This is a genomic window from Microbacterium sp. CCNWLW41 (genome assembly GCF_037083505.1).
Genome location: NZ_JBAOJP010000001.1, coordinates 1,707,736 through 1,729,668 on the forward strand (window position 1 = coordinate 1,707,736; position 21,933 = coordinate 1,729,668).

General features: G+C 67.9%; 23 protein-coding genes, 1 tRNA gene, 1 other RNA gene and 1 pseudogene. 12 read left to right on the forward strand and 14 right to left on the reverse strand.

The genetic code is table 11. The annotated features are described in order from the left end of the window. The first annotated feature begins 5 nt into the window (after window positions 1-5). From V6R91_RS07670 to V6R91_RS07680, 3 genes are all read left to right on the forward strand, one after another. On the forward strand, window positions 6-689 hold the full coding sequence (locus V6R91_RS07670) for a response regulator transcription factor (protein WP_336394977.1): 684 nt from the start codon (window positions 6-8) through the stop codon (window positions 687-689). A gap of 233 nt (window positions 690-922) precedes the next feature. Next, window positions 923-1,459: a hypothetical protein gene (locus V6R91_RS07675; RefSeq protein ID WP_336394978.1), complete on the forward strand. Its 537-nt coding sequence runs from the start codon at window positions 923-925 to the stop codon at window positions 1,457-1,459. A 903-nt stretch (window positions 1,460-2,362) separates the two neighbouring features. Next, window positions 2,363-2,968 carry a hypothetical protein gene (locus V6R91_RS07680; protein WP_336394979.1) on the forward strand — a complete coding sequence of 202 codons (606 nt, stop codon included), beginning with the start codon at window positions 2,363-2,365 and terminating at the stop codon, window positions 2,966-2,968. Between the two features lie 27 nt (window positions 2,969-2,995). On the opposite strand, the gene V6R91_RS07685 is transcribed toward V6R91_RS07680, so the two are convergent. The 3 genes and pseudogenes from V6R91_RS07685 to V6R91_RS07695 all read right to left on the reverse strand — a co-directional run bounded on the left by V6R91_RS07685 (window position 2,996) and on the right by V6R91_RS07695 (window position 5,318). Further along, on the reverse strand, window positions 2,996-3,472 hold the full coding sequence (locus V6R91_RS07685) for an AAA family ATPase (protein WP_336394980.1): 477 nt from the start codon (window positions 3,470-3,472) through the stop codon (window positions 2,996-2,998). Window positions 3,473-3,659: 187 nt separating this feature from the next. Next, window positions 3,660-4,835: pseudogene (locus tag V6R91_RS07690) on the reverse strand (IS3 family transposase). A 114-nt stretch (window positions 4,836-4,949) separates the two neighbouring features. Next, window positions 4,950-5,318 (reverse strand): hypothetical protein, encoded by a 369-nt coding sequence (locus tag V6R91_RS07695; protein ID WP_336394981.1) that lies wholly within the window; start codon window positions 5,316-5,318, stop codon window positions 4,950-4,952. Between the two features lie 286 nt (window positions 5,319-5,604). Between V6R91_RS07695 and V6R91_RS07700 the strand changes: the two genes are divergently transcribed. Then, window positions 5,605-6,129, forward strand: a complete 525-nt coding sequence (locus V6R91_RS07700) for a hypothetical protein (RefSeq protein WP_336394982.1) — start codon at window positions 5,605-5,607, stop codon at window positions 6,127-6,129. Window positions 6,130-6,280: 151 nt separating this feature from the next. Here V6R91_RS07700 and V6R91_RS07705 read toward each other — a convergent pair whose 3' ends face one another. Continuing rightward, window positions 6,281-6,700 (reverse strand): hypothetical protein, encoded by a 420-nt coding sequence (locus V6R91_RS07705; RefSeq protein WP_336394983.1) that lies wholly within the window; start codon window positions 6,698-6,700, stop codon window positions 6,281-6,283. Between the two features lie 457 nt (window positions 6,701-7,157). After that, the gene (locus V6R91_RS07710; RefSeq protein ID WP_336394984.1) at window positions 7,158-7,679 is read right to left on the reverse strand and encodes a hypothetical protein; all 522 of its coding nucleotides are present in this window, start codon (window positions 7,677-7,679) and stop codon (window positions 7,158-7,160) included. A 211-nt stretch (window positions 7,680-7,890) separates the two neighbouring features. On the opposite strand from V6R91_RS07710, the gene V6R91_RS07715 reads away from it, so the two are divergent. Then, window positions 7,891-8,391, forward strand: coding sequence for a 2'-5' RNA ligase family protein (locus tag V6R91_RS07715; RefSeq protein WP_336394985.1), 501 nt, complete (start codon window positions 7,891-7,893; stop codon window positions 8,389-8,391). A 17-nt stretch (window positions 8,392-8,408) separates the two neighbouring features. Here V6R91_RS07715 and V6R91_RS07720 read toward each other — a convergent pair whose 3' ends face one another. Together V6R91_RS07720 and V6R91_RS07725 are read right to left on the reverse strand one after the other, a co-directional pair. Further along, window positions 8,409-8,699 (reverse strand): hypothetical protein, encoded by a 291-nt coding sequence (locus V6R91_RS07720; RefSeq protein ID WP_336394986.1) that lies wholly within the window; start codon window positions 8,697-8,699, stop codon window positions 8,409-8,411. Window positions 8,700-8,850: 151 nt separating this feature from the next. Then, complete coding sequence (locus V6R91_RS07725) at window positions 8,851-9,297, reverse strand: HTH domain-containing protein (RefSeq protein WP_336394987.1); 447 nt, start codon at window positions 9,295-9,297, stop codon at window positions 8,851-8,853. Window positions 9,298-9,704: 407 nt separating this feature from the next. On the opposite strand from V6R91_RS07725, the gene V6R91_RS07730 reads away from it, so the two are divergent. Together V6R91_RS07730 and V6R91_RS07735 are read left to right on the forward strand one after the other, a co-directional pair. Further along, window positions 9,705-10,130: a hypothetical protein gene (locus V6R91_RS07730; RefSeq protein ID WP_336394988.1), complete on the forward strand. Its 426-nt coding sequence runs from the start codon at window positions 9,705-9,707 to the stop codon at window positions 10,128-10,130. Window positions 10,131-10,232: 102 nt separating this feature from the next. Continuing rightward, window positions 10,233-10,667, forward strand: coding sequence for a hypothetical protein (locus tag V6R91_RS07735; RefSeq protein WP_336394989.1), 435 nt, complete (start codon window positions 10,233-10,235; stop codon window positions 10,665-10,667). 135 nt (window positions 10,668-10,802) lie between these two features. On the opposite strand, the gene V6R91_RS07740 is transcribed toward V6R91_RS07735, so the two are convergent. Together V6R91_RS07740 and V6R91_RS07745 are read right to left on the reverse strand one after the other, a co-directional pair. After that, on the reverse strand, window positions 10,803-11,519 hold the full coding sequence (locus V6R91_RS07740; RefSeq protein ID WP_336394990.1) for a hypothetical protein: 717 nt from the start codon (window positions 11,517-11,519) through the stop codon (window positions 10,803-10,805). Between the two features lie 22 nt (window positions 11,520-11,541). After that, entirely contained in the window at window positions 11,542-11,721 is a 180-nt protein-coding gene (locus tag V6R91_RS07745) for a helix-turn-helix domain-containing protein (protein ID WP_109212167.1), read from the reverse strand. Window positions 11,722-11,850: 129 nt separating this feature from the next. On the opposite strand from V6R91_RS07745, the gene V6R91_RS07750 reads away from it, so the two are divergent. Together V6R91_RS07750 and V6R91_RS07755 are read left to right on the forward strand one after the other, a co-directional pair. After that, complete coding sequence (locus V6R91_RS07750; protein ID WP_336394991.1) at window positions 11,851-12,432, forward strand: hypothetical protein; 582 nt, start codon at window positions 11,851-11,853, stop codon at window positions 12,430-12,432. Between the two features lie 11 nt (window positions 12,433-12,443). Then, window positions 12,444-13,667: a tyrosine-type recombinase/integrase gene (locus V6R91_RS07755; RefSeq protein ID WP_336394992.1), complete on the forward strand. Its 1,224-nt coding sequence runs from the start codon at window positions 12,444-12,446 to the stop codon at window positions 13,665-13,667. Window positions 13,668-14,126: 459 nt separating this feature from the next. On the opposite strand, the gene V6R91_RS07760 is transcribed toward V6R91_RS07755, so the two are convergent. The 4 genes from V6R91_RS07760 to V6R91_RS07775 form a co-directional block, all read right to left on the reverse strand. Then, window positions 14,127-14,214 (reverse strand) — tRNA-Ser (locus V6R91_RS07760). 41 nt (window positions 14,215-14,255) lie between these two features. Beyond that, window positions 14,256-16,532, reverse strand: a complete 2,277-nt coding sequence (locus V6R91_RS07765) for a transglutaminase TgpA family protein (RefSeq protein WP_336394993.1) — start codon at window positions 16,530-16,532, stop codon at window positions 14,256-14,258. Next, on the reverse strand, window positions 16,519-17,778 hold the full coding sequence (locus V6R91_RS07770) for a DUF58 domain-containing protein (RefSeq protein WP_336394994.1): 1,260 nt from the start codon (window positions 17,776-17,778) through the stop codon (window positions 16,519-16,521). The genes V6R91_RS07765 and V6R91_RS07770 overlap by 14 nt, the downstream gene beginning before the upstream one ends. An 8-nt stretch (window positions 17,779-17,786) precedes the next feature. After that, entirely contained in the window at window positions 17,787-18,806 is a 1,020-nt protein-coding gene (locus V6R91_RS07775) for an AAA family ATPase (protein ID WP_336394995.1), read from the reverse strand. A 208-nt stretch (window positions 18,807-19,014) separates the two neighbouring features. On the opposite strand from V6R91_RS07775, the gene V6R91_RS07780 reads away from it, so the two are divergent. From V6R91_RS07780 to ffs, 3 genes are all read left to right on the forward strand, one after another. Next, on the forward strand, window positions 19,015-19,470 hold the full coding sequence (locus V6R91_RS07780; protein WP_336394996.1) for a hypothetical protein: 456 nt from the start codon (window positions 19,015-19,017) through the stop codon (window positions 19,468-19,470). Further along, window positions 19,467-21,101, forward strand: a complete 1,635-nt coding sequence (locus tag V6R91_RS07785) for a DUF5671 domain-containing protein (RefSeq protein ID WP_336394997.1) — start codon at window positions 19,467-19,469, stop codon at window positions 21,099-21,101. The genes V6R91_RS07780 and V6R91_RS07785 overlap by 4 nt, the downstream gene beginning before the upstream one ends. Before the next feature lie 48 nt (window positions 21,102-21,149). Next, an RNA gene (ffs, locus tag V6R91_RS07790) (signal recognition particle sRNA small type) lies at window positions 21,150-21,246 on the forward strand. On the opposite strand, the gene V6R91_RS07795 is transcribed toward ffs, so the two are convergent. Next, window positions 21,241-21,924: an NUDIX domain-containing protein gene (locus V6R91_RS07795; RefSeq protein WP_336394998.1), complete on the reverse strand. Its 684-nt coding sequence runs from the start codon at window positions 21,922-21,924 to the stop codon at window positions 21,241-21,243. The genes ffs and V6R91_RS07795 overlap by 6 nt on opposite strands. Window positions 21,925-21,933: the final 9 nt, after the last annotated feature.

Consider the following 21,933-nt stretch of genomic DNA (forward strand, 5'->3'; position numbering starts at 1 on the left):
CACTCATGACCGACGGCTACACCTCGATCCGCGTGCTGATCGCCGACGACAACCGTTCTGTGCGTAAAGGGCTGCGCCTGCAGCTCGAGGCCGCGCGCGGCATCCAGGTCCTCGGCGAGGTCTCCAATGGAGCAGACGCTGTCACGGTCGCGCGCCGCGAACGCGCAGACGTGGTGCTCATGGATCTTCAGATGCCGGGGATGAGCGGGGTCGAGGCCACGCGCGAACTCACGCGGTCGACCACCGAGCCGCCTGTCGCGGTCATCGTGATGACCAGCTACGCGATGGACGCCTACGTGACGGATGCGCTGGACGCCGGCGCGATCGGCTACCTCCTCAAGAGCCACGACTCCGACCAGCTGCTCACGGCGATTCATGCCGCGATGCGCGGGGAGGCACTCATCTCGCATCGCGTGACCACGCCAGTGGTCCGCGAATTCGCACGCCGCGGCGCAGCCGACCCCGAGATGGTCGCCCGCCTCTCGGCCGCCGAGCGACGCGTGGTCGCCGTGCTCTCCAGCGGCACCACCAGCAACGAGCACATCGCCGAACGCATCGGCGTGTCCGTACACACCGTGCGCTCGCAGATGCAGTCCGCATTGAAGAAGCTCGACATGGACGACCGCACCCAACTCGCCCTATGGGGCGCCCGCAATCACCTGGACCGAGACGCCGACTCACTCAATTGAGTGAACTTTCACGAGATAGGAAGCGTCGGCGCGGCTGCCCCGCTCACCGAAGGACGGCCACAGGTGCGGGCTCGGCGAGCACTGGGCCACACCAGGGCGCCGCACACGTGCGATCCGACTACCGGCGAGGCAGGCGCATGCCTCGCTGCGGTCGGGCCCGTGCCGGCCGTTACGGTGGCCCTATGCGCTATCGCCCAGCCCTGGCAGTCGGTTCATTGTTCCTCGCCTTCGCCATGACCAGCTGTGCCACTCCCGGGCCCGGCTCGGGGCTCGCCACGCCGGTGGCGATCAGCGAGCCCACCGAGACGCCAGAGCCCACCGCCCCTTCCGACAGCGAGGTCGCTGCGGCACGCGAGCAAGCCCAAGCCTGGCTCGAGGCGGCCAACCTCCCGCCGGGAGCCGTCCGCTCCGACGAGCCCATCGCGGGCTTTAACTCCTACACCGGGTGGCCGTGCGGCCCCGTCGAGGAGCTCGAAGCGTTCTGGACCATCCCCGGCGCGACCGTCGCCGACACGGCCAACTGGCTGAGGGAGCACCCGACCGCGGACCTCATCACAACGGCCTTCGCGCCCGTGACAGACGACCCGGCTATCGATTCCGCGATCGTCGGCTACATCCCTGCACCCGACTCGCAGGAAGGAATCGTCTACACCGTCGCCCGGAAGGGGGATGGCGTTGCCGTGAGAGCCGAGATCGCTGCGCAGACCGAGTCCGCCGCCTGCCCGCCCCTGCCTGACGGCGCGATGTACGGAGCACCCGGGCAGGGCTAACGTGCCCAGGCCGGCGTTGATGCCGCTTCCGCGTCATCCGTGGTCGCACCATCGGCCCGACAGCTTCTGACCAAGGGTCGCGTGCACCGGGCTTCATTCAGTGTTTGCGCGCGGATCCGCGCATCGTCGGAGCGACTACTTTTGCGGTGATCGAGCGGCGCGGCCCCGCTTCATGAGCGCTTGTCTGCTGAGTTGCGTTCGCGCGCTCAGCGAAGTCCAGCTTTGGCCGCTTCCACGTAACCAACCAACCAACTCATCGCGTTCCCTCAGGAGACGAGTCTCCTCTCGATGCAGCTTCTCGAGCTCCTTCGACAGGGCACCAAGGCGGTCGAGGCCCGAACGCGGGCTGCCCCACTTTCGAGCTAGTCGCCTTTCCGAAGCCGCGCGTTCGTGGGCTTCCATCCGCGCGCGCTCGGCCTCGTCATGCGCCTCGATCTCCCGCTCTTGAGCGACTTGGCGCTTGGCGTTTCGGCGTCCGCGGGTCATGTAACCAGGTTGTCATTCGAGCCCAGTTTTTTCAAGGGATCCCAGCGTGCCACTAGTTAGTGCCTGCGTGCATTGCCCTTTTCACTCGTCGTTTGTTCGCTGGTCCTCGTTCGTTGTTCGTTGGGTAGTCGTGGAGGTCGTTGATTCGCGAGCTGTTGTGCGTTCGTTCTCGTGAGGCGGCGTCCTCCCGGGCGAATCGGTAGTGCGCCCCGGGACGAATCAACTGTTCGTTCAGCCCACGGTTATCGGTCAAGTCATCCGGCGGGTTATCTGCAACATCGGCAGGACGGCTCGCACCGACCGGCGTCGAAGGTTTGACTCGCGACGCCACCCGGTTACGCCTTCAACCGCGCACATCGGATGTTGATGTTCCGGTAGCTTGCGATCTGTGAATGCGCTTATTCGGAATGCGGGACAATGCTGGATCAGCTAATCGCACGTGTTGGGTCCGATCGCCCTATCGAGGCGGTCGAGTTCGAAGGTGTCGATGCATTGCTCCGCACTGGGGGCGGGATCTCCATCGGCAACGGGCTGCTGCGGATCCACAGCGCGCACTCCGCACGGGTGGCGAACGAGTTCGTGAGTGAGGCGTTCCCCGATTTCGATGGTCGGGTGCGGTGCGTCGCGTTTGACTGGTTAGGCCGCCAGTTCTCTCTCGACCTTCAATCAGCTGCAGACCCGCGGCCGGCGACGATTCTGCTTTTCGAGCCTGGGACGGGCGAAGCACTGGAGGTCCCGGTGGGGCTCAGCGATTTCTTCCACCACGAGCTCGTCGACTACTCGGACGCTGCCCTGGCCGAGTCGTTCTTCACCGAGTGGCTAGCATCCGGTGGTCACGCGCCAGCCTTCACCGAAAGCGTCGGATACCGGCAACCGCTGTTCTTGGGCGGCGCTGACGACATCTCCAACCTCGAGCTGACCGACACGGCCGTCTACTGGAACGTCGTCGGACAGCTCAGGATGCGTGCAATCGGACTACCACCCGGAACCCGCATCGACTCCGTGACGATCGACGACGACTAGCTTCGCGATCGTACGGTCAAGGACCGCTCATTGCAACGCGGCGGCACCGAGGACCGTGAGAGGACCTTCGTCGGCTGTCGGGGGCTGGAAGTGGTCGAAGTACTCGGCCGCTACGTCGTTGGGAAGCGCGTAATCGTCGGCGTGCTCGTGGCCGCGCGCAGACATTCGCTCCAGCGCGACCGCTCGTGGCGTCGCGAGATAGATCGTCTCCGGCACAACTCCGAGCGGGCGCAAAAGGTCCCGATACGCGAGGCGGGCGCGCTTCGACCAGAACGAAAAGTCGAGCACCACATCCGCGCCAGCCACGACAAGCGTGATGAGGCGAGCGCGGAGTTCCTGCTCGATGTCTTCGTGCACGTCCGTTGGTAGGGGCATCGTCTGGATCCCGCGTCGCCAGGCTTCCTGGTCGAACGAAAGGCGAACCATACCCTCGGATTCGAGCCGCCTCGCGACGGTCGACTTTCCGGATCCCGCTGGCCCGCACATCAGAACGACTCTGCTCATCGCTCCGACGATAGCCCGCGATCAGTGGTGTTCCCTGCCGTGCCTCCGCACGAAAGCGGACCGTTTAGGGGCCGGAGCGGTAGCTGGTCTCCCAGTAGTGGAACGTGATGGTGGCGTCGGGTAGCGCTCGTTGAACCTCGCCGTACAAGCGTTCGGGCGTGAGGAACGAATCGGTGACAGTTTCGGTTTAGGCCGCGAGTGTGAGCGGCTCGGTTAGCTTGGCCTCGAACTCGATCGGCGTCAAGCCGCCGAGAGCGTCCTGAGCTCGCTGTCGGTGATACTTCCGCTCGATCCAGACCACGATGGCCAGGCGCAGCTCCTGCCGTGTCGTCCACCGCTGCTGGTTGAGCACGTTCGTCTGCAGCAGCGACCAGAAGCTTTCCATGGCGGCGTTGTCCCCGGCGGCGCCGACGCGGCCCATCGATCCGACCATGTCGTGACGGCGCAGCTCACGGGCCATCGCCCGGCTCCGAAACTGGCTGCCCCTGTCGGCGTGCAGGATGCAGCCGGCGACCTCACCGCGGCGGGCGACAGCGTTGCGCACGGCGTCGACGGCGAGCTTGGCGGTCATCCGGTCCGAGATGGAGTATCCGACGATCCGGTTCGAGAACACGTCCTTGATTGCGCAGCAGTAGACCTTGCCTTCGCTCGTGCGATGCTCCGTGATGTCCGTGAGCCAGAGTCGGTTCGGGGCGTCCGCACGGAACACGCGTTGAACGTGATCGTCGAACACTGGCGGGCCGACCTTCTTCCCCTTCCCACGCCGTCTGCGCTGCGCGGACGAGAGGATCCCGGCCTGCGAGCACAGCTTCCATGCCGTCCGCCGGCTCATCCGCCATCCCGCGCGGCGCGCCTCGTCGGCCAAGTCGGTACCCGAACGTGGGGTCATCGCCGTGGGCGTCGTGGAGCGCGTTGATCCGATACGCGCGAACAACGTCCGCGTCGCGGACCGGGGCGTTGCGCCATCGGTAGTAGGGCTGGCGGGCGAGCTTGAGGACCCGGCACGACACCGTCACGGGGATCCCCGCATCGGCGAGCTCAGTTACGAGCGGGTACGTCATTTTGGGGAGCCACCGAGTCTCAGGTTCGCCTGCGACAGATACGCCGCCGCGCGGCGGAGGACCTCGTTCTCCTGCTCGAGCAGGCGGATCCGCTTCTTCAACTCCCGAGCTTCGGCCGCATCCGCCGCGGTCTGACCCGGACGGTTGCCTTCCTCAACGTCGGCTTGGCGGAGCCAGTTCTGCAGGGTCGCTTCGCTGATACCGAAGTCGGTGGCGATCTGTTTGATGGTGACGCCGCTCTCACGGCTACGAGCGACCGCGACAACGTCTTCGCGGAACTCTCTGGGATAGGGGCCAGGCATGATGACATCCTCCCCGCCAGCGCCTCCCGACACTAACGATCAGTTGTCACCAGTTCGTTCCTCACGCCCGATCTCGGAAGGCAACTGGATGGAGCCGCGCAGCCGAGACCGAGGCTAGGCGCGGTTCCACGGCGGCGACGGGTGCTCGCTCGGTGGTTCCGGCCAACCGATGGTCGTGACGCACAGCACGAGGACGACGGCGACACTGATCCCAGCCAGGACCGTCGACGTCGTGCGGGCGCTTCGGGAGTCCGCGAGCGAACCGCCTCGCAGCACGAACACCGACCACACTAGGACAGCGACCCAGACCGCAAGCGAGATCACGGCGAAGCCGATGCCGATCTCACTCTCGCCCTCTTCCCAGTAGTACTTCTGGGTGAAACCTCCGGACCACCCCACACCGGCCAGTGCGAACCAAGCGGCACCGACGATTCCGATGATCGTCGCAATCAACCACAGCAGGACACCGCTGACAGCACGCATGACAACGAGACTACGGCGCAGCGAGACGGGGTTGGGAGCCCGTCAGGTCTCGGGCGTTCGCGGCGGAAGTCGCCCAATGACAGCGTCGACCCGCACGCACAGGGACCGTCTTACGCACGAGTGTGGCGAGCGACGCCCAACACCGGACGCCCCGATCGCCGCTCCGCCCGCTGTGGGCCGCCGTGTGGCGAGCAAGGCAAAGCGACCACTGTGTGCTTAGCGACGATAATGTGAACGCGTGGCGAGATTCGGGAGCTGGATCGGGCTGATGTCGGTGAGTGCTGACATGGCAGAGGTCACGGCCCAAGCCAAGCTTCCAGACGATCTCGCTTTCGATGAGTACGCGCAAATCATCGGGGACCTTCAGCTCGCACTCTCCTTTGCTGCATATCTCGATGCAGCAGATCACACTTGGGATGACAGGACTCTTGCGGATTCCGTTGTGACACGTGTCCAATACGGAAGCGACTTCGTCGTGGTCATGGGCATCGCAGCTACAGCTCTCGGAGGCCTCTACACCGTTTCGAAGATCCTGAAGAACCTCGCCGACGCTGCCCATGTAAATGAGCAGAGGTTAGGACTGCGTGAAGAACGTCGCCGAAAGAACCGCGAAGAAAAGCCTACGGACATCGATGACGCGTACTCAGCGCTCAACTCTGGCCTTCGTGGAAGCGGCAAGAATCTCGACGGCATGACATTCGGTCAGATGACTAAGCTGCTCCACGCGATTCGCCGTCTATCCGACTACCGGGTAACCGTCACCATCGTCACACTCACGCAGGGCAACCCTGACGCGGACGCCGGTCCCTGACCGCCGTCGGGCGAGGCGTAGACGACGCGGTCCGGCGACGAGGACGCGGCGCGGCCATGTGCATGGCTAGGCCAGCACTGCGCAACAGGGGACCGTTTGCGGGCAGCTCGCGCAGCAGTGTCGCAGGTCGAGCAGTGCTGCGGTGGCTGCGTTAGAGCGCGTCTACCTCGTAGACGTTCTCGGTGAGCTGAGTCGCACCGTCCTCGTCCAATGGCATGCCGTCCGGCGCGACCTTGTATGACTTCCCGCCGGGGCCCGCTGCACCCAGTACGCCCCCTTCGCCTCCGCAGGAGACTGACCAATCGTCCTCGGCAGCCATCGCTCCCAGACAGATCAAGTCGGAGTTTTCCACTCCGCGAATCAGCCATAAGGTGACCCCGTCGTACTCGCCCAGGAGCCTGGCGGTCTCCGGCTCTATCTGGTCGTTGCCCTCGGCGATCACCGCTGGCAGTGCGTCGGATGACTCCGGTTCACGATCTAGATCCGAGTACGAAGAACCGCCCGATGCACAACCTGCGAGCACGATCGTTGCGCCGGTGAGTATCAGGAATGCGATTGGATTGCGATACACCTGGCCACCTTTGGGGTTCTACGTATCCGACGAGTAGCTCCTGTCTACAGGTAATTTGCACATCTTCAGAGGCAAGCGTGCCGGGCGGGGAGCGGCCGCCCTGGCGTTTGCCGGTGCGGTGGAGGACCGTCTCTCGTTCCCCGATTGATGGCCGCACAGTCGTGAGTCAGGGGTGCATCCGTTTCTCAATAGCTACGCCGGCATGAGGGACAACCAAGGCTTAGGTCATCCGAGCGCGGCTGCCGCAGCCCGGCGGAAGGATCGCAACGCGGAACCCCAATACGAGCGTGGCGCGAGACCACAAGCGTGCAACGCCGCCCGATGGTCGATTGCCAGCACGGTTGCGGCCCCAACCGCTACGCACCACCACACGGCAAACACCAGTGCGCGCCCAGCGGGTGGGGTCGCGGCGAACCCGAGTCTCGGCTGGTCGATCTGGAACGCGAGGTGGTGCTCCTCATCCAACGCGATCCGCGTACCAACCGCTCGGATCACATCGTCGGGGCCTGAACGGTACGACGAAGTACGGCATAGCGACGGCTTCTGCGGCCAGGAACAGCGCCAGCTCCGTGCGTAGACCGAGTATGCGCCGCAAACGCGTAAACACCCGGTCCGACCAGTGACCAGGCAGCGTGGATGCACCCAGGTGCTGCAGCCCGCGCGCGAACAGCTCGGAATGCTGCTGTTCCTCAACGACGAGCAACCGAAGCGCTTCTTGCTGAGCGGGACTGCAGCGCGCCGCTTTGCGCAACAGGTGTTCGCCGTCTCCTCCCTCTCCGAGCTCGAATCGCTGGAACGAGTGAGTGATCGCATTTCGAACGCCTTTAGGGAGGGCGGCTGGAGAGTCCCAGTCGACGCCCGCCTCGGTCGCCTCGTGGCGCGCACGATTGTTTGCGAAATGAATGATCCAGCGCGCGAACTGATCGTCCGCGGCCACGGCCGCACGGCCGGCCCGCATCTCCCTCTGAAGGGGCGTCACAGCCCGCACCTTCGCCAGGGTGCAATGGAACGCGTCAAGCCGCACGTTAACAGCGGCGGTTCGATTGCTCTCACCTGCCCAATGTGCCAGAAGACCGGACCCCGCGCCCTCCCCACCGCCTTCGTTCAGCGCCCGCACACGGACCGGCGCCAGCACGCTGGCGGACCGGCAAACGCACGACATTCCGAGGCCGGTCGGGAACACTGGGTACGTGGAGAAGATTGCAGCGCAGCAACTCTTCGTCGTGGTCGCACTTTTTCGCCCAGTCGACGTCGGAGCGAGCTTTGACCGTCGCGAGTGGCCAGCGCACGTCACGCTGGCATCAAACTTCGCAGTCGCGGATTACGGCGACAGACTCGCCCGCGCGGTGAGTGAAGCGTGCGCTGACTACGAACCGCTGTCGGTTCGCTTCGCAGCTCCTGCGATGTTCGGTCGCGATCAGACCGTCCCTGTTCAGCTCGTGGATTCCGCCGATATTCACGAGATGCATGAGCGCCTCGCCGATCTCCTGGAAGTCCTGCCCGGTTTTGCGGCGGCCGACCCCGACTACTGGCGTGCGGGCTACCGGCCGCACATGACGCACGTGCCGACCGTCACCGTCCGCGACGGCGACATCAAGCAGATCGCGCACGTCGCTGTCGCCGCGCTGACCGAGAACACCGCAACCGTCATCTCAGCTCTCGCCCTCTCCCACGAGCCTCACGGCGTGTGAGCCCGCGCGCGGACCGCTCAAGGAGCGGCGCGGTAACTGATCTCCCAATAGTGGAACGTGATGGTGGCGTCGGGTAGCGCGCGTTGAACCTCGCCGTACAAGCGCTCTCCTTCAGCCCGATGTCCGTCAGCGGTGGCCTGGTCCGGCCAGCCCTGCTGCCAATCGAAGAGCTGCTCGAACCGGTCCGCCCAATCCCTAACCTCGCGCTCAAGCTGTGGCGGAAGCGCGGGGTCCCCGTCCGCGCACAGCCCATCGGCAGCCCAGAACGGCCAGCGAGCACCGTAGTCGTTGGCGAATCGGTAATGCATCTGGTGATTCTCCCCGGTGGAGCCGTTTGACGCGCGGACAACGACCCACAATTGAACGCGTTCCGGCCGGCACGCCACGCGCCTCAAGCGCCCACTGCCCTCGCGCCGACCCTCCTCTTCAGTCCTTCGCCGATCTCCTACGCATCGGCATTCAGTGGGGACGCGCTTGATTGACCGCGTTGACGATATAAGAGGTCCGGAGCGCGAGGCGGTACCTGGCGTCGAGCGGCACCGCCGATGGGTCAAGTAGTGCGCGTTGGACGTGTTCAACATCGACGTCGACGAGCTGCGCGATGTTCTCCGGTGTGAGATGGCATTCGATAGTGAGCGACTCGAGGATGCCCTGGAGTCTTTCGTTGTCGTCGATCGACAGCCCTTCAGAGAGGTGCGCCGATAGAAGTGAGACCCGACGGCTCTCCTCGCTAGTCAGAAGCGGAGGCCACGCGCCGGGTTGTGAGTTCGAAACGTCTCCGCGAAGGAAGCGAGCCATCGACTCGGCGGAGATCCGGGTGATCGCCTGCAGCGCATCCTCAGAGAGTCCGCCGGCGGCGATGACTGCCTGCAGGTCTTTGCTGGGAATTTGAGCTTCGATCGTCATGAAGTTCATCCTGCCCAATGCGCACCGTCGCTGCCTGTATCGCTCGTTGCTCCGGTGCGCACCCCAGCCGCACGCGCTCCGGCTGGCACGCACCTGCCCCAACCGCGCATCGCCCTCGAGCGGACCGTCGTGCGTGTGGTGGCCGAGCATGCGAGGTCGTGTCGACTCATGCTCGAGGATGGAGTCGTCGCGGCGGACAGGCATGAAGGGGAGTGGCAAATCGCTCAGTGGTGTCAACACTCATATGCTCGTGCGGTGACGCTAACCCTGAGTAGCCGGACTGGCGAGTGGCCGATCGCTCTGTCTGCAGGTTGTGGTTGAGTCTGCGACGCGATAGTCCCAGGCCACGCGGACCGCGGTGGCATCGGCCGTTTCGCAGGCTGGGCTACGCGGCCTTCCTCGCGGTAATGACCGCTGCCCTTGCCATGGCCGTCGTGTTGGGAATTGGCGGGGTGGTCAGCGCAAACGACCCTGTGCTGTGGGGGACATACACGGAGCGGGACTGCGAACCGAAACCAAGCGGCGGATGCCGCAGCATCGGCGTCTGGATCAGTGACGACAGCAACGTTCGCAAGGACGGCATCTACCTGGACGGGTTTCCCGACCAGGACGGTACCGTTCGGGCTGCGTATAGGCCGAGTGGGTTCAACAACGACGATGAGAACAACATCGTCCACGTTGAGACTCTTGCCTACGCATGGATCTGGGCCCCGTGGCTTCTGGCGGCAGCCATCTCCGGCGTCACCTTCTACTACCTGCGAAAGTGGCGACTGCTTCCGCGCAGACCAAGAACCTCGGCCACGACCCGCGGTGCACCCGACCGCGGGCACTGACCACATCGGCGTCGGAGTTCCGTCCGCTCAGCCACCGGTTGTCGGGCAGACCTACGCCAGGCTGCCCGGCAGGTCCGGGGCGGGGTCGCTACAGTCAGCGTCGTGGAACTCTCAGACCTGATTGCGCTCGTGGGAATAGTTGCTTCTGCTGGGATTGCGGTTTGGGCGGTTATCGTCGCCCATCTCGCGAACGGGCGCGCACGAGAAGCCAACCGAATCGCCCAGGAGTCTCTTGATCTCGCGAAGCGCTACGCTCCTGCGCCTTGGGAGGTGAATCTCACTCCCGGTCCGAAAGAGTACCTCGGTCGCCTTACGAACACGTCAGGGCGAGACATTGCTGTCCTAGGTCTACGGGTCCTCACTCCCGGGTGGGAGAACCATGTCGACCTCAAGAGTTCCAACTCCGTCCGCTACGGCCAGCAACTCGAGTACACGGTCGACCGTCGACTAAGCATGCCGAAGATCGAGATTGAGCTCGAGTACGCGTTCGAGGATGACAGGTCGGCGACGCCCAAATTTGATCGCTGGACCGTCTGAGGCAAAGAGACGTCGTGGGTACACGGGGCGCGCGTTGCCTGCAGATGGACGGATCCGCGCCCGGTGCAGGACCCCTCTACGTCCGGCCGACCGTTGCACACGAGAGGACAACCCTGCATGACGGCCTGAGGGGTACTACGCGACAGAGCGACCTGGGCGGAACGCGCACACTGCACACGTGCCGTCGGTGACGAGCTTGTGACCGTCGACCGTGCAGTCCCAGCCGCCGATCGACAGTCGGTTCTGGCGGGCCTCCAGCGCCGTCCTGGCGCGAGCGCACGCACCGCAGGGCTCTGAAGTACCCTCCGGGTGTTTCGCGCAGAATGGCGAGTCCGCGTTATGCGTGACGTGGGCCGTCGTGTCACGCGGCGCGTAGGCTCTCGTCTTCTTCCTGGATTCGATCAAGGAGCCTGAGCCTACGTTCGCCGTCACGTCACGCGCTCCGTTATGCGTCACGTCCCCGGCATGCAGCGCGCCGATCGCTCGCGGCGGGGGAGTGGCAGCGGTCATTGCCCGCTGCCGGTCGCGATACTCCTTCTGCCGCCGTCGGGCGCCCTCGCGGTAGCGCTCGACTTCCTCTGCGGTCCACTGCCGGAGAGCAGTCGTCCAGCCGACGAGGCGGTAGCCGTCGTCCACGTGCTCCCAGAGGCCGGCGCGCTCGAGCTCGTCGAATGCGGCGGGGTCGTCACCGTCGGGATGGAGATACTTCGTGTACCGGTCCGGCACTGCGCCGTCCGTCCCCTGTCCGTTGCACCACATCAGTGCCCCGGCGAGCACTCGGAAGGCTCGGTCGCTGAGATTGTCGATGCGGATGCTCCCTAGCCACTCGGCGGGGAGGCGTGCGTCGACCATGACGATCAGATGGGGCCGTGGCTCAGGGCTCGACGCCGAAGACTCGGAGCAGTGCCGCGCGGGGAATCATCCGTCGCGGCCCGAGCTGCACCGTTGGGATCGTGCCCCGCTCGACCCCGAGCTTGATCGTGCGGTACTCCACGCCGACCAACTCGGCAGCGTCTTTGTACGTGAGAGCGAGTGAATTCGGTGAGCGGTTCATTTGCATCTCCTTCGTGAGCCACCAATGTCATCACACGCGCACACCGTAGCACCTCCCTGAGCCAGTTACGACATGATTGCGTCATGTCGTACCTTGTTCAGCGAATTCCTGCCTGCGATACTGGCGGGCATGGTGGACCTCGAGAACGTGGATGTCAGCGAGGAGCGCGTCGCGGTGGGCAACGGCGTCAGCGTCCCTGCGAGCTGGACCGTTGTCTTGAGGAGTGAGCCCGACGTCCCCGGCGAGATTCGCGTCCGTGCCGCGTACGACCCCCGCCTCAGTCGCGTCGTGGCGGCCGAGGTCAGCGTGACCCGGAGCGGGGAGGGCGACGAAGTGACGAGCCTCACCTTGCGGGAGGTCCGCGTGCAGACGGCCCTTCAGGTCAGCGGTTTGAGAGTCTCCACAGTTGAAGAGCCCGACCAACCGATCTGCTCCGGCGGGGACTACATTCGGCGCATGCGCACACGCGAGGGGCGCGACCTCACGGCGAGCGTCGTGGACGCGTCGACGACGTACCGACTCGCGGCCGCCGTCAATCTGCCCCCGTTGAGGGCCGTCGCCGACTGCCTCGGGGTCAGTCAGAGCACCGCGACTCGTCTGATGAACCGAGCCCGTCTTGCGGGTCTCGCGCCGGGAGTGGATCTCCCTGACCCGTCGGCGACAGGTCCGGTGATCAACACGCCGGCTCCCGGTGGCCCGACGATCGGCTGAAAGGAAGACGGATGCCGCGGCGACCCAATCAGGACGGCACAGTCTCGTCGTACACCACACCGTCGGGGGAGACGCGATACCGAGTCGCCTACTGGATCGAGCGTCCCGATGGCGACTCTGTCCGCAGATTCCGGCGCGGATTCGCTACCGAGCGAGACGCGCTCAACGCACTCGTCGAGGTGCAGGTCGACATCCGCCGCGGCGTCCACGTCGATGAGACGCGCGAGACCTTCAACGCGTATGCCGACAAGTACTTCGATTCGCTGCGCGTGCGTCCGACGACCCTCGCCGGCTACCGCAAGCATTTCCGTGTCCATGTGCTTCCGTCGTCGGTCGGGCGGGCGCCCATCGCCGACATCACCAAGGACCAGCTCAACCGCTTCTATCGGCAGCTCGAGCAGACCGGCCGGAAGGATCGCGGTCACGTAGGGGAACCGCTCGGCGCCGCAACGGTGAGGCATGTTCATGTCCTGATCTCGCAGGTGCTGCAGCACGCGCTCGAGGATGGGCTGATCCGTTTCAACCCCGCGAAACGCGCCTCACCGCCGACGAAGCTCGAAGCCGCGCCACCGGAGATGACGACGTGGTCGGCGGAGGACGCTCGGCTCTTCCTCGACTGGTCCGAGTCCTCGGGGGACTACCTGTGGCTGGCCTGGCTGACGCTTCTCGGCACCGGGATGCGACGTGGCGAGATCCTCGGCCTCCGATGGAAGGACCTCGATCTCGACAACAACGTGATCACGATCGCCCGCGCCATGTCCTATGTGAAGGAAGCGGGCAGCACGCCGGTCATCGACTTCCGCGCCACCAAGAGCGGCCGTGTTCGCAACGTCGACATCGACGTCCGCCTCGCGGAAGCGTTCCGCGCGAAGCACGAGATGCTCCGCGCGGTCTCGCCGGAGCATGCTCGAGGTGAGCACCTGATCTTCTGCAACCGTTACGGGGAACCACACAACCCGACCCAGTTCTCCCGTCAGTGGCGGGAGCGGGTCGCCAAGGCGGTCGCGGCGCATCCGGATCTCGATGCTCTGCACCTGCACGAGCTGCGGCATACGCATGCGACGCTTCTGCTGCGGGCCGGCGTGCATCCCAAGATCGTCTCCGAGCGACTGGGTCACGCCGACATCCAGACGACTCTCAACACCTACTCGCACGCGGTGAAGACTCTGCAACGCGGAGCTGCGGATCTCGTGGGTGCGCTCCTCGCTCCGGTGGCGGTCGAACAGCAGGTCTGAGCAAGCTCAGCCCCTGGCGCCGCTCCGGCATCCAGCTGAGCCAGCGGGCGGGGGCGATGGAGTGTCCGTTGTGAGCGGTTGATAAGCGGCGCTCGGAGCGCAGCGGAGAGCGGAGTCTGCAAAGAGCGAGCGGCGGACACGCAACCGCGCCCGTCCGCTACGCTCTCGCGGTCGGAGGTCGCAACCGCCCGGGTTTGTCGTAGCACTTCGTGCTGCCTTCACGTGAGAGTTCACGCGCCTCGGGCGTGTCGGATGCCGCGCCACGATCGGTTGGATGTCCGAAAACCGCTAGCGCCGGTTGCGACATGAGGCAGTCATGTCGCAACCGGCGCATCAACGTGGTCGAGATCCGCGGAATTCCGGGCCTCTAGGAGTCCAAATGTGAACGATAACTGTGCCACGAACTGTGCCACGAGATTTCGAACGGGTCGCGATCCCTTGAAAACACTGGGATCACAGTGGCGGAGGATGGGGGATTCGAACCCCCGAGGGCTTGCACCCAACACGCTTTCCAAGCGTGCGCCATAGGCCACTAGGCGAATCCTCCAGGAGGCCCCGAAGGGCCGCCGACCATCCTACCCTGCTCGGCTACCGCACCCGAACCGGAGCCGCTCCGGCATAGACGCTGCCGGGACGGATGATGAGGGATCGGGGGGCCGCGAGCGCCAGGATCCGCCGCGACGCCGGCACCGACGTCAGCAGCGATGCGCGCACCGCGGCGGCCGCGTCGGCCGCGGCATCCCCCATCCAGTACGAGCGGGTCCCCGCACGCGAGTAGCTGACGCGCTCGATCGCGGTGAGGACGGTATCGATGTCGGATGCCGCCACCCCGTGCTCTTCGACCAGGCGCCGGGCGAAGGCGCGCGGCGTTTCGCTGGCCGGCACGGGGATGGCCACGTCGATGGCTGCCTCCTGCACCGACTGCCAGGCCGCGGCGGCGTCACCGGCGCGGGCCGCGGCATCCAGCCGGCGCCGGCGGACCTCCTTCGCCAGGAGCGGAAGGGAGAGGAGCACGATGACAGCGGTCACGATGCCGAGCAGGGGGAGCGGGTCGACGGTGTCGCGCGCCGCACCGGTCCCATTCGCCGACTGCTGCTCCTCCGCATCGATCTCGGCGCGGTCCCCAGGGGAGGTGGGCGTCGCCGTCGGCTGCGAGCCCACGCTCCCGGGGTCGGTCGTCTCGCCCGGCGCGGTCGCCGCGGACGAGAACATCGTCGGCGTGCCCAGACCCGTGGTCGGCTCGAACGGGATCCAGCCGATGCCCTCGAAGTACACCTCGGGCCAGGCGTGCAGCTGCGAGCTCGACACCGTGAACACCGGCTGCCCGTCGACGCTGTCCGTCGTCGGCGTGCCCGGGAGGTAGCCCACGACGATGCGCGACGGCATGTTGAGGGTGCGCGCCATGAGTGCGAAGGCGGAGGCGAAGTGCACGCAGTAGCCCTGGCGCACCTCCAGGAACCGTGCCACCGCTTCGGCGCCGCTGCCGTCGAAGCCCTCCTCGACCGGTGCGTCGAGGGAGTACGCGAAGTCGCCGCCCCGGAACCACCGCTGCAGAGCCGTGAGGCGGTCGTAGTCGTTGGTCGCGGCGGCGGTGACCTCCACGGCGAGCTCGGCGATCTGCGGGGGGATGTCGGCGGGGATCTCGGTCGTCTCGTCGCGGACCTGCGAGCCGACGGCCGTCGCCGCCCGCACCTGTTCCAGTGATGGGCGGGGGAGGGTCCACTGCACCTCGTACGACTGGCCCATCGTCGAGTCGCTCGTCGTCGCCACCGTGTGGTTGTAGGGCACCGCCCCCCACAGTCCCCTGAGCCCGGCGACCCCGACCGCCGGATACGGCACCGGCGCCCACGGCGAGTCCAGGTTCACCACGTCGACCTTGGTGGTGTACTCCGAGATCCGGATCTCGTCCGTGTTGTCGATCTCGCCGAACGCCCGGTCGCTCTCGAGCGAGACGGTCTGCGCCCGGTCGGGCTCCCAGATGCCGCCCTCGAACCGGCTCAGCGTCGTCGCGCGCAGGTACGGCACCGACGGCGAGTCGGTACGGACGCGGATGACCTCCACCTCCTGCGGCCGGCGCAGGTCGTCGCCGAGCTGCAGGGTGGCATCGATCCCCGGCCCTGGTCCGAGTCCCGTGCCCGCGCGGGCCCCCGGCTGCGGCAGCGCCGGCGCGACCACGACGGCGACCACGATGGCGATCGCGCCGATGCCGAGCGCCGTGGCCGGCACGCCGGCGGTGCGCTCCTCCTCACGCTCCATCGGCTTCTCGCGCGAACGGGTCTCGGAGCGGATCAGGAACAGGATCGTCACGGCGAGGAAGACGAACCCGATCACGTCGACGGCAGCGGGCGCCGCGATCGCCGGGATCAGCGACACCGTGACGATGCCGACCGACGCCAGCAGCGGCATCCGTGCCGTCACCACGACGTGGTCGACGATGATCGTCAGCAGTCCCATCGCTCCGACCACCACGAAGGCCAGCGGAAGAGAGCCCTCGAGGGGCGCCGCGCCGAGCCTGATCTCCTCCATCGCCGCTTCCACGAGCAGCGGCACGCTGCGGATCGTGTCGAGGGTCGGGATGACCCACAGCAGCGCGGTGTCCCTGAGGAACACCAGCGTCAGGAACACGGCCCACAGGGTGGCCTCGATGAGGGTCACGGCGACCGCCGGGAGGCGGTAGAGGCGCGCGGTGTAGCCTGCGCCGAGGATGAGCGCGGCCAGCAGCAGCGCCGCCAGCAGCCACCAGCCGGAGTCGATGACGCGCACGACCGGGAGCAGGGCCGCGAGCAGCGCCGCGAAGATCGAGAAGGTCAGCAGCTTCTCTCCGCCGCGTGCGCGCGTCGCGCGGCCCGCGTCAGCCGACGACATGGTGCGCCCCCCGCCCGATCGCGTTCGCCCACGCGGGCGCCAGGTCGCGTTCGGCGTCGATGGCCGCCACGTGCCAGCCGTGGTCGGCGGCGAGGTCCAATGCGCCGGCGGCCGGGGCGGCGGCGAGGAGGACCGGCAGCGTGCTGTGATGGGCGACAGGTCCGACCGCCGCCGCGTCAGAGGGATCGAAGCGGCCGACGATGAGGACGATCGGTCCGGTCGAGATGCCCGCGAACAGCCGGGGCAGCCGGGGGAGATCATCGTCGCGTCGGGCCGTCATCGTCGCGAATTGCACGAGCAGCCCGTCGACGGACATCATGTCGCCGCCGTCGATGCGATCGATGAGCACCGTACCCTCGGTGTCGAGCACCTCCACCGCGTAGCCGTCGTGGACGAGGCGGGCGACGGCGGACACGCACGCGGAGACGGCGGCCTCGAAGCCGGGGTCGGCGCCGGGCGCCTGCAGCGCATCGGGCGACCACCGACGTGCCGCCCGGTCGATCACGACCGCCGCCTCGGGCGTGGACTCCTGCTCCTCCTGGCGCACCATGAGCTCGTCACGGTGAGCGGTGGCGCGCCAGTGGATGCGGCGCATGGAGTCGCCCGAGGCGTAGGGGCGGGCGACGAGGTTGTCGGCGCCCTGACCCAGCTGGTCCGTCGTCGTATGGAGCAGGCCGCCCGTCGCGCCGGCGTAGTCGATCAGCGGGGCGAGGTCGACGACCGCCGGGGCGACCGTCACCGGGGTGCGCTGGCTGAACACCACCGTGCGCCGCGCGAGCCCGAACGGGTCGGACGACTGCACCGTGAGCGGACCCAGCGAGTGCACCCCGCGCCTGGCGCCGGTGACGGTGTAGACGAGGTCGATGCTCCTGGCGCCGCCGCGCTCGCCGCCGAGGAACCCCGACCCGAGCGCGGGGAAGGCGCCGGCGGCCTTGCCGCGAAGTCCCTTCGGAAGCGCGTCACGCCACGTCCCCGGCGCGGTGGGCAGCGCCGTGCGCACGCCGACGCGCACGGCCACACGGGCCTCCGACCCCACCGAGACGACGTCGGGCGAGAGCGAGCGGGTCACCGACTCGGTGCGGCGGCCGGCATAGAGCGACGCGACGCTCGCCGCGACGACGGCAAGCAGCAGGATGCCGAAGTACATCAGCTCGGCCAGGCTCGCCTCCTGCGCGACGACGAGGCAGACGATCGCCAGGACGAGCGCGCCGGTGCCCCGGACTGTCAGCGGCCACACTCGTCTCATCGGCGGACTCACTGACGTGAGGCGATCGGCACTCGCACGCTCGCCGCGATGCGCTCCAGGATCGTGGCGATCGCGTCGGCCGCATTGCCGCCGCGCGCGCCGCCGGCGGCACGGGTGGGGATGAGGCGGTGCGCGAACACGGGCGCGAGGAGCGCCGTGATGTCGTCCGGGATGACGAACGCCCGCCCGTCGAGGGCGGCCCACACCTTGGCGGCCCGGACGAGCTGCAGCGTCGCGCGCGGGCTGGCGCCCAGACGCAGGTCGCTGTGACTGCGGGTCGCCTGAGCGAGTCCGACGGCGTAGTCCTCGATGGCGGGCGCCACGTGCACCGCGCGCGCCCATCCGATGAGGCCCGAGACCTCGTCGGCCGAGACCACGGCGGCGAGCTGGTCGAGCGGGTTGACGGTGTCGCGCTGGCGGAGCATGAGCGCCTCCGAGCGGGGGTCGGGGTATCCCATGGAGATGCGCATCATGAAGCGGTCGCGCTGGGCCTCGGGAAGGGCGTACGTCCCCTCCATCTCCAGCGGGTTCTGCGTCGCGACCACCAGGAACGGCTCGGGGACGAAGTGCGTGCGCCCGTCGACGGTGACCTGCCGCTCCTCCATCGCCTCGAGCAGGGCCGACTGCGTCTTGGGGGAGGAACGGTTGATCTCGTCCGCGATCACGATGTTGGCGAAGATCGCACCCGGCTTGAACTCGAATTCCCGGTCGACCGGGTTGTAGACGCTCACCCCCGTGACGTCACCCGGCAGGAGGTCGGGGGTGAACTGGATCCGCCGCACGGTCGCATCCACCGACGTCGCGAGCGCCCGGGCGAGCATCGTCTTGCCCACGCCCGGCACGTCCTCGATGAGCAGGTGGCCTTCTGCGAGGAGGCAGACCAGCGCGCTGCGCACCGCCTCGGGCTTTCCGTCGATGACGCTGCCGACCGCGTCGAGGATCGCGTCCGTGATGCGCGCGAACCCGTCCGCCGTCAGCCCGGCCCCGTGCGCGCCGGGTCCGGCATCCGTCATGGCGGTATCGACCATCGCGGCCTCCTGGTCCGCTCGTCCGAGCGGTTCGGCGGGTGAGAGCGGGCTCCCTCGCCCACGGCTCGATCCTATCCGCGCGCAGGCGGGGCGGCACTGGGAGGATGCCGTGGGCTCGAGGAGCCACGCCGCGCGCCCGGCGATACCGTCCCGCGCGCCGGATCCCGCGCAGGTGCGGCACGACCGCCGGGGGGAGCATGATGTGAGCATGAGCGAAGACGCCCCTCGCCGCCGCTGGGCGCTCCCGGCACTCCTGATCGGCATCGGCCTGGTGGTCGTGATCGCCGTCGTGGTCATCGTCGCGCGCGGCGGCCCGCAGGAGTACCCGGCCGATACGCCGGAAGGCGTCGTCCAGCGCTACTCGCAGGCCCTGATCGACGGGGACTTCGAGGGTGCGCTCGAGTATGTCGTACCCGAGATCGCCGACGACTGCGAGCGGGACTGGTTCGCTGCCGAGGATTACCGGGTGGCGCTCGTCCGCACGACCGAGCGCGAGTCGGGCACGACGGTCGACGTGCTCATCACCGCCGTATACGGGTCGGGCCTGCTCGGCCCGGGGGAGTCGGAGTCCGAGGGCAGCTTCCTGCTGGTGCAGGAGGACGGCGAGTGGCTCATCGAGCGCGCGCCGTGGCAGCTGTCGCTGTGCGGGGAGCTCGGACTGTGACCGGCGCACCCGCACCGGCACCTGCACCCGCGCCCGCGCGCGCCGGCGGCGGCGCCGGGGCCGTCGTGCGGCGGATCATCCTCCTGTCGCTCCTGTTCGCCCTCATCACGGTGGCGGCGATCGGGATCTCGGGTCTGCTGGCGCGGGCGATCGGCTTCGAGCAGGTGATCGCGGAGGGGGAGGCATCCCTCGCCCGTTCGCTCGCCTTCGCCGTCATCGGCACCCCCCTCGCCGCAGCGCTGTGGTGGTGGCAGCGTCGGCGCCTCGCGGATCCGGCGGAGCGGGCGTCCCTGGTGTGGACGCTGTACCTGACGGCGATGACGCTGACGGCGCTCGTGACCGCGACCGTGTCGCTCGCGCTGACGGCGAACGGGGGGATCGACGGCGAATGGCGGCCCGACGACGCCGCTGCGGCGCTGGTGTGGGCCGGCGTGTGGGTGTGGCACCGGCGGATGCGCCGGCACGCCCGCACGGCGCCGACACGGCTCGCCGACCTCCCCGTGCAGCTCAGCGCGGTCTGGGGACTCGTGATCGGCGCCCTGGGGGCCGTCGCCGCGATCGCGGCCCTGATCGCTCGGGCGCTCACCGGCGGAGCCGGCCTGCTCGCGAGCGGCGGACTCTGGTGGCAGACCGTCCTGCAGTCGCTCGTCTGGCTCGCACTCGGCGCGGGGATCTGGTGGTGGCACTGGCACCGCGAGGGCGCGCGCGGTGCGCCCGGGCTGTTCGCCGCCGTGCTCCTGGTGATCGTGGTGGGCGCCGCGGCGGCCACCACGCTCATCGCGCTGGCGAACACCCTCCACACCGTGTCGAGGATGCTCGTCTCCGGCGCCACCGCGGACGTGCTCGCCCCGCTGGACATGGCCGTCGCGGCTGCCGCGGTCGGAGCCGTCCTGTGGGTGTACCACGCGGGCGTCCTCGGCTCCCGCCCCGACGGCGCACGTCAGGCCGGGCGTCTCGTGGTCTCGGCGATCGCGCTCATCCAGGCCGCGAGCGGTTTCGGCGTGATCGTCAACGCGCTGCTGGCGAGCGTCGCCTCGTCGCTCGTCGACGACGAGAGCCTGAACCTTCTGCTCGGGGGCATCAGCGCCCTCCTCGTGGGCGGAGCGGCGTGGTGGGCGGCATGGCGGCCCGACCGCGGCGGGGCTGCGGATGCCGCCGACGCCGGCCGGCGCGTCTATCTCGTGGTGATCTTCGGTGCCAGCGCCATCGCGGCCGTGGTGACGCTCCTGCTCATCGGCTACCGCCTCTTCGAGTTCGCGCTGGGGGAGGGGGAGCCCGGCGGCCTGCTGGAGTACATCCGGGCGCCCCTCGGCGTGCTGAGTGCGACCGCCGTCGTCTTCGCGTACCACTTCGCCATCTGGCGACGCGACCGTGCCGCGGCGCCCCGGGCGGCGCGGCGCCGGATCGGGCGGGTGATCCTCGTCTCGGGCGGCGACGTGTCGTCGCTGGGCGCCGCGGTCCGCTCGGCGACGGGGGCCGCGGTGTCGGTGTGGCCGGCGGCGGACGGGGAGGCGACCCTGGGAGCGGACCCCGCGCCGGTGCTCGCCGCGCTGGAGCAGGTCTCCGCGCCGCGGGTGCTCGTCCTGGCCGAGTCCGCCGGCGGCGTGCGGGTGGTGCCGCTCGCCGACTGAGCGGCCGTGCGCGTGGCTCGCGTCGTGCTGCGAGCGGGTTAGACTGTAGGCAGCTCTCCGCGAGGCGGCATCCAGGCCAACTCCCCCAGGACGGAAACGTAGCAAGGGTAACCAGGCTCTGCCGGGTTCGCGGAGAGTCTTAATTTTTCCGGGCGCCTGCGGCGGCGAAGGGGCCGTCGAGCACCGCCCACTGCAGCAGCATGATGGTCTTCGCGTCCTGGATCCGCCCGTCGCGCACCATCGCGAGCGCCTCGTCGATGTGCGGCTCGAGCAGCTCGATGTGCTCGCCGTCCTCCTCGACGCCGCCGCGGTCGCCCGTCCGCGTCGAGGCGTCGTACGGCGCGGCGAAGAAATGCAGGCGCTCGGTGACCGACCCGGGGCTCATGTACACGTCCCACACGTGCTCGAGCTCGCCGATGTCGACACCGGTCTCCTCGGCGGTCTCGCGCCGGATGGCCGTCACGGCGTCGTCCTCGTCGAGGAGGCCGGCGGCCGTCTCGATCAGCATCCCGTCCGGGTGGTCGTTGACGTACACGGGGTAGCGGAACTGCCGCGTCAGCAGCACGGTGCGGCGGGCGGGGTCGTAGAGCAGCACGGTCGCGCCGTTGCCGCGATCGTACGTCTCGCGCTGCTGCGTCTCCCAGCGGCCCGACGGGGTGCGGTAGTCCAGGGTCGTGCGCCGCAGCACGTGCCACGCGGACGCCAGGACCTCCACCTCGGTCACCCGCACGTCCGGGTTGCGGTCGAGGTCGCGCCCCGTGCGGTCGAGCCCTGTCCTGCCGCGGTGGTCGGGGACGTCGATACCGGGCCGGGGCGCATCCATGACCCGAGG

Bases quoted from the DNA above. Each gene is read 5' to 3' on its own strand.
- V6R91_RS07670 (WP_336394977.1), top strand. From the start codon at position 6: ATGACCGACGGCTACACCTCGATCCGCGTGCTGATCGCCGACGACAAC.
- V6R91_RS07675 (WP_336394978.1), top strand. From the start codon at position 923: ATGACCAGCTGTGCCACTCCCGGGCCCGGCTCGGGGCTCGCCACGCCG.
- V6R91_RS07680 (WP_336394979.1), top strand. From the start codon at position 2,363: ATGCTGGATCAGCTAATCGCACGTGTTGGGTCCGATCGCCCTATCGAG.
- V6R91_RS07685 (WP_336394980.1), bottom strand. From the start codon at position 3,472: ATGAGCAGAGTCGTTCTGATGTGCGGGCCAGCGGGATCCGGAAAGTCG.
- V6R91_RS07695 (WP_336394981.1), bottom strand. From the start codon at position 5,318: ATGCGTGCTGTCAGCGGTGTCCTGCTGTGGTTGATTGCGACGATCATC.
- V6R91_RS07700 (WP_336394982.1), top strand. From the start codon at position 5,605: ATGGCAGAGGTCACGGCCCAAGCCAAGCTTCCAGACGATCTCGCTTTC.
- V6R91_RS07720 (WP_336394986.1), bottom strand. From the start codon at position 8,699: ATGCATTACCGATTCGCCAACGACTACGGTGCTCGCTGGCCGTTCTGG.
- V6R91_RS07725 (WP_336394987.1), bottom strand. From the start codon at position 9,297: ATGACGATCGAAGCTCAAATTCCCAGCAAAGACCTGCAGGCAGTCATC.
- V6R91_RS07730 (WP_336394988.1), top strand. From the start codon at position 9,705: ATGACCGCTGCCCTTGCCATGGCCGTCGTGTTGGGAATTGGCGGGGTG.
- V6R91_RS07740 (WP_336394990.1), bottom strand. From the start codon at position 11,519: ATGGTCGACGCACGCCTCCCCGCCGAGTGGCTAGGGAGCATCCGCATC.
- V6R91_RS07745 (WP_109212167.1), bottom strand. From the start codon at position 11,721: ATGAACCGCTCACCGAATTCACTCGCTCTCACGTACAAAGACGCTGCC.
- V6R91_RS07750 (WP_336394991.1), top strand. From the start codon at position 11,851: ATGGTGGACCTCGAGAACGTGGATGTCAGCGAGGAGCGCGTCGCGGTG.
- V6R91_RS07755 (WP_336394992.1), top strand. From the start codon at position 12,444: ATGCCGCGGCGACCCAATCAGGACGGCACAGTCTCGTCGTACACCACA.
- V6R91_RS07765 (WP_336394993.1), bottom strand. From the start codon at position 16,532: ATGTCGTCGGCTGACGCGGGCCGCGCGACGCGCGCACGCGGCGGAGAG.
- V6R91_RS07770 (WP_336394994.1), bottom strand. From the start codon at position 17,778: ATGAGACGAGTGTGGCCGCTGACAGTCCGGGGCACCGGCGCGCTCGTC.
- V6R91_RS07775 (WP_336394995.1), bottom strand. From the start codon at position 18,806: ATGGTCGATACCGCCATGACGGATGCCGGACCCGGCGCGCACGGGGCC.
- V6R91_RS07780 (WP_336394996.1), top strand. From the start codon at position 19,015: ATGAGCGAAGACGCCCCTCGCCGCCGCTGGGCGCTCCCGGCACTCCTG.
- V6R91_RS07795 (WP_336394998.1), bottom strand. From the start codon at position 21,924: ATGGATGCGCCCCGGCCCGGTATCGACGTCCCCGACCACCGCGGCAGG.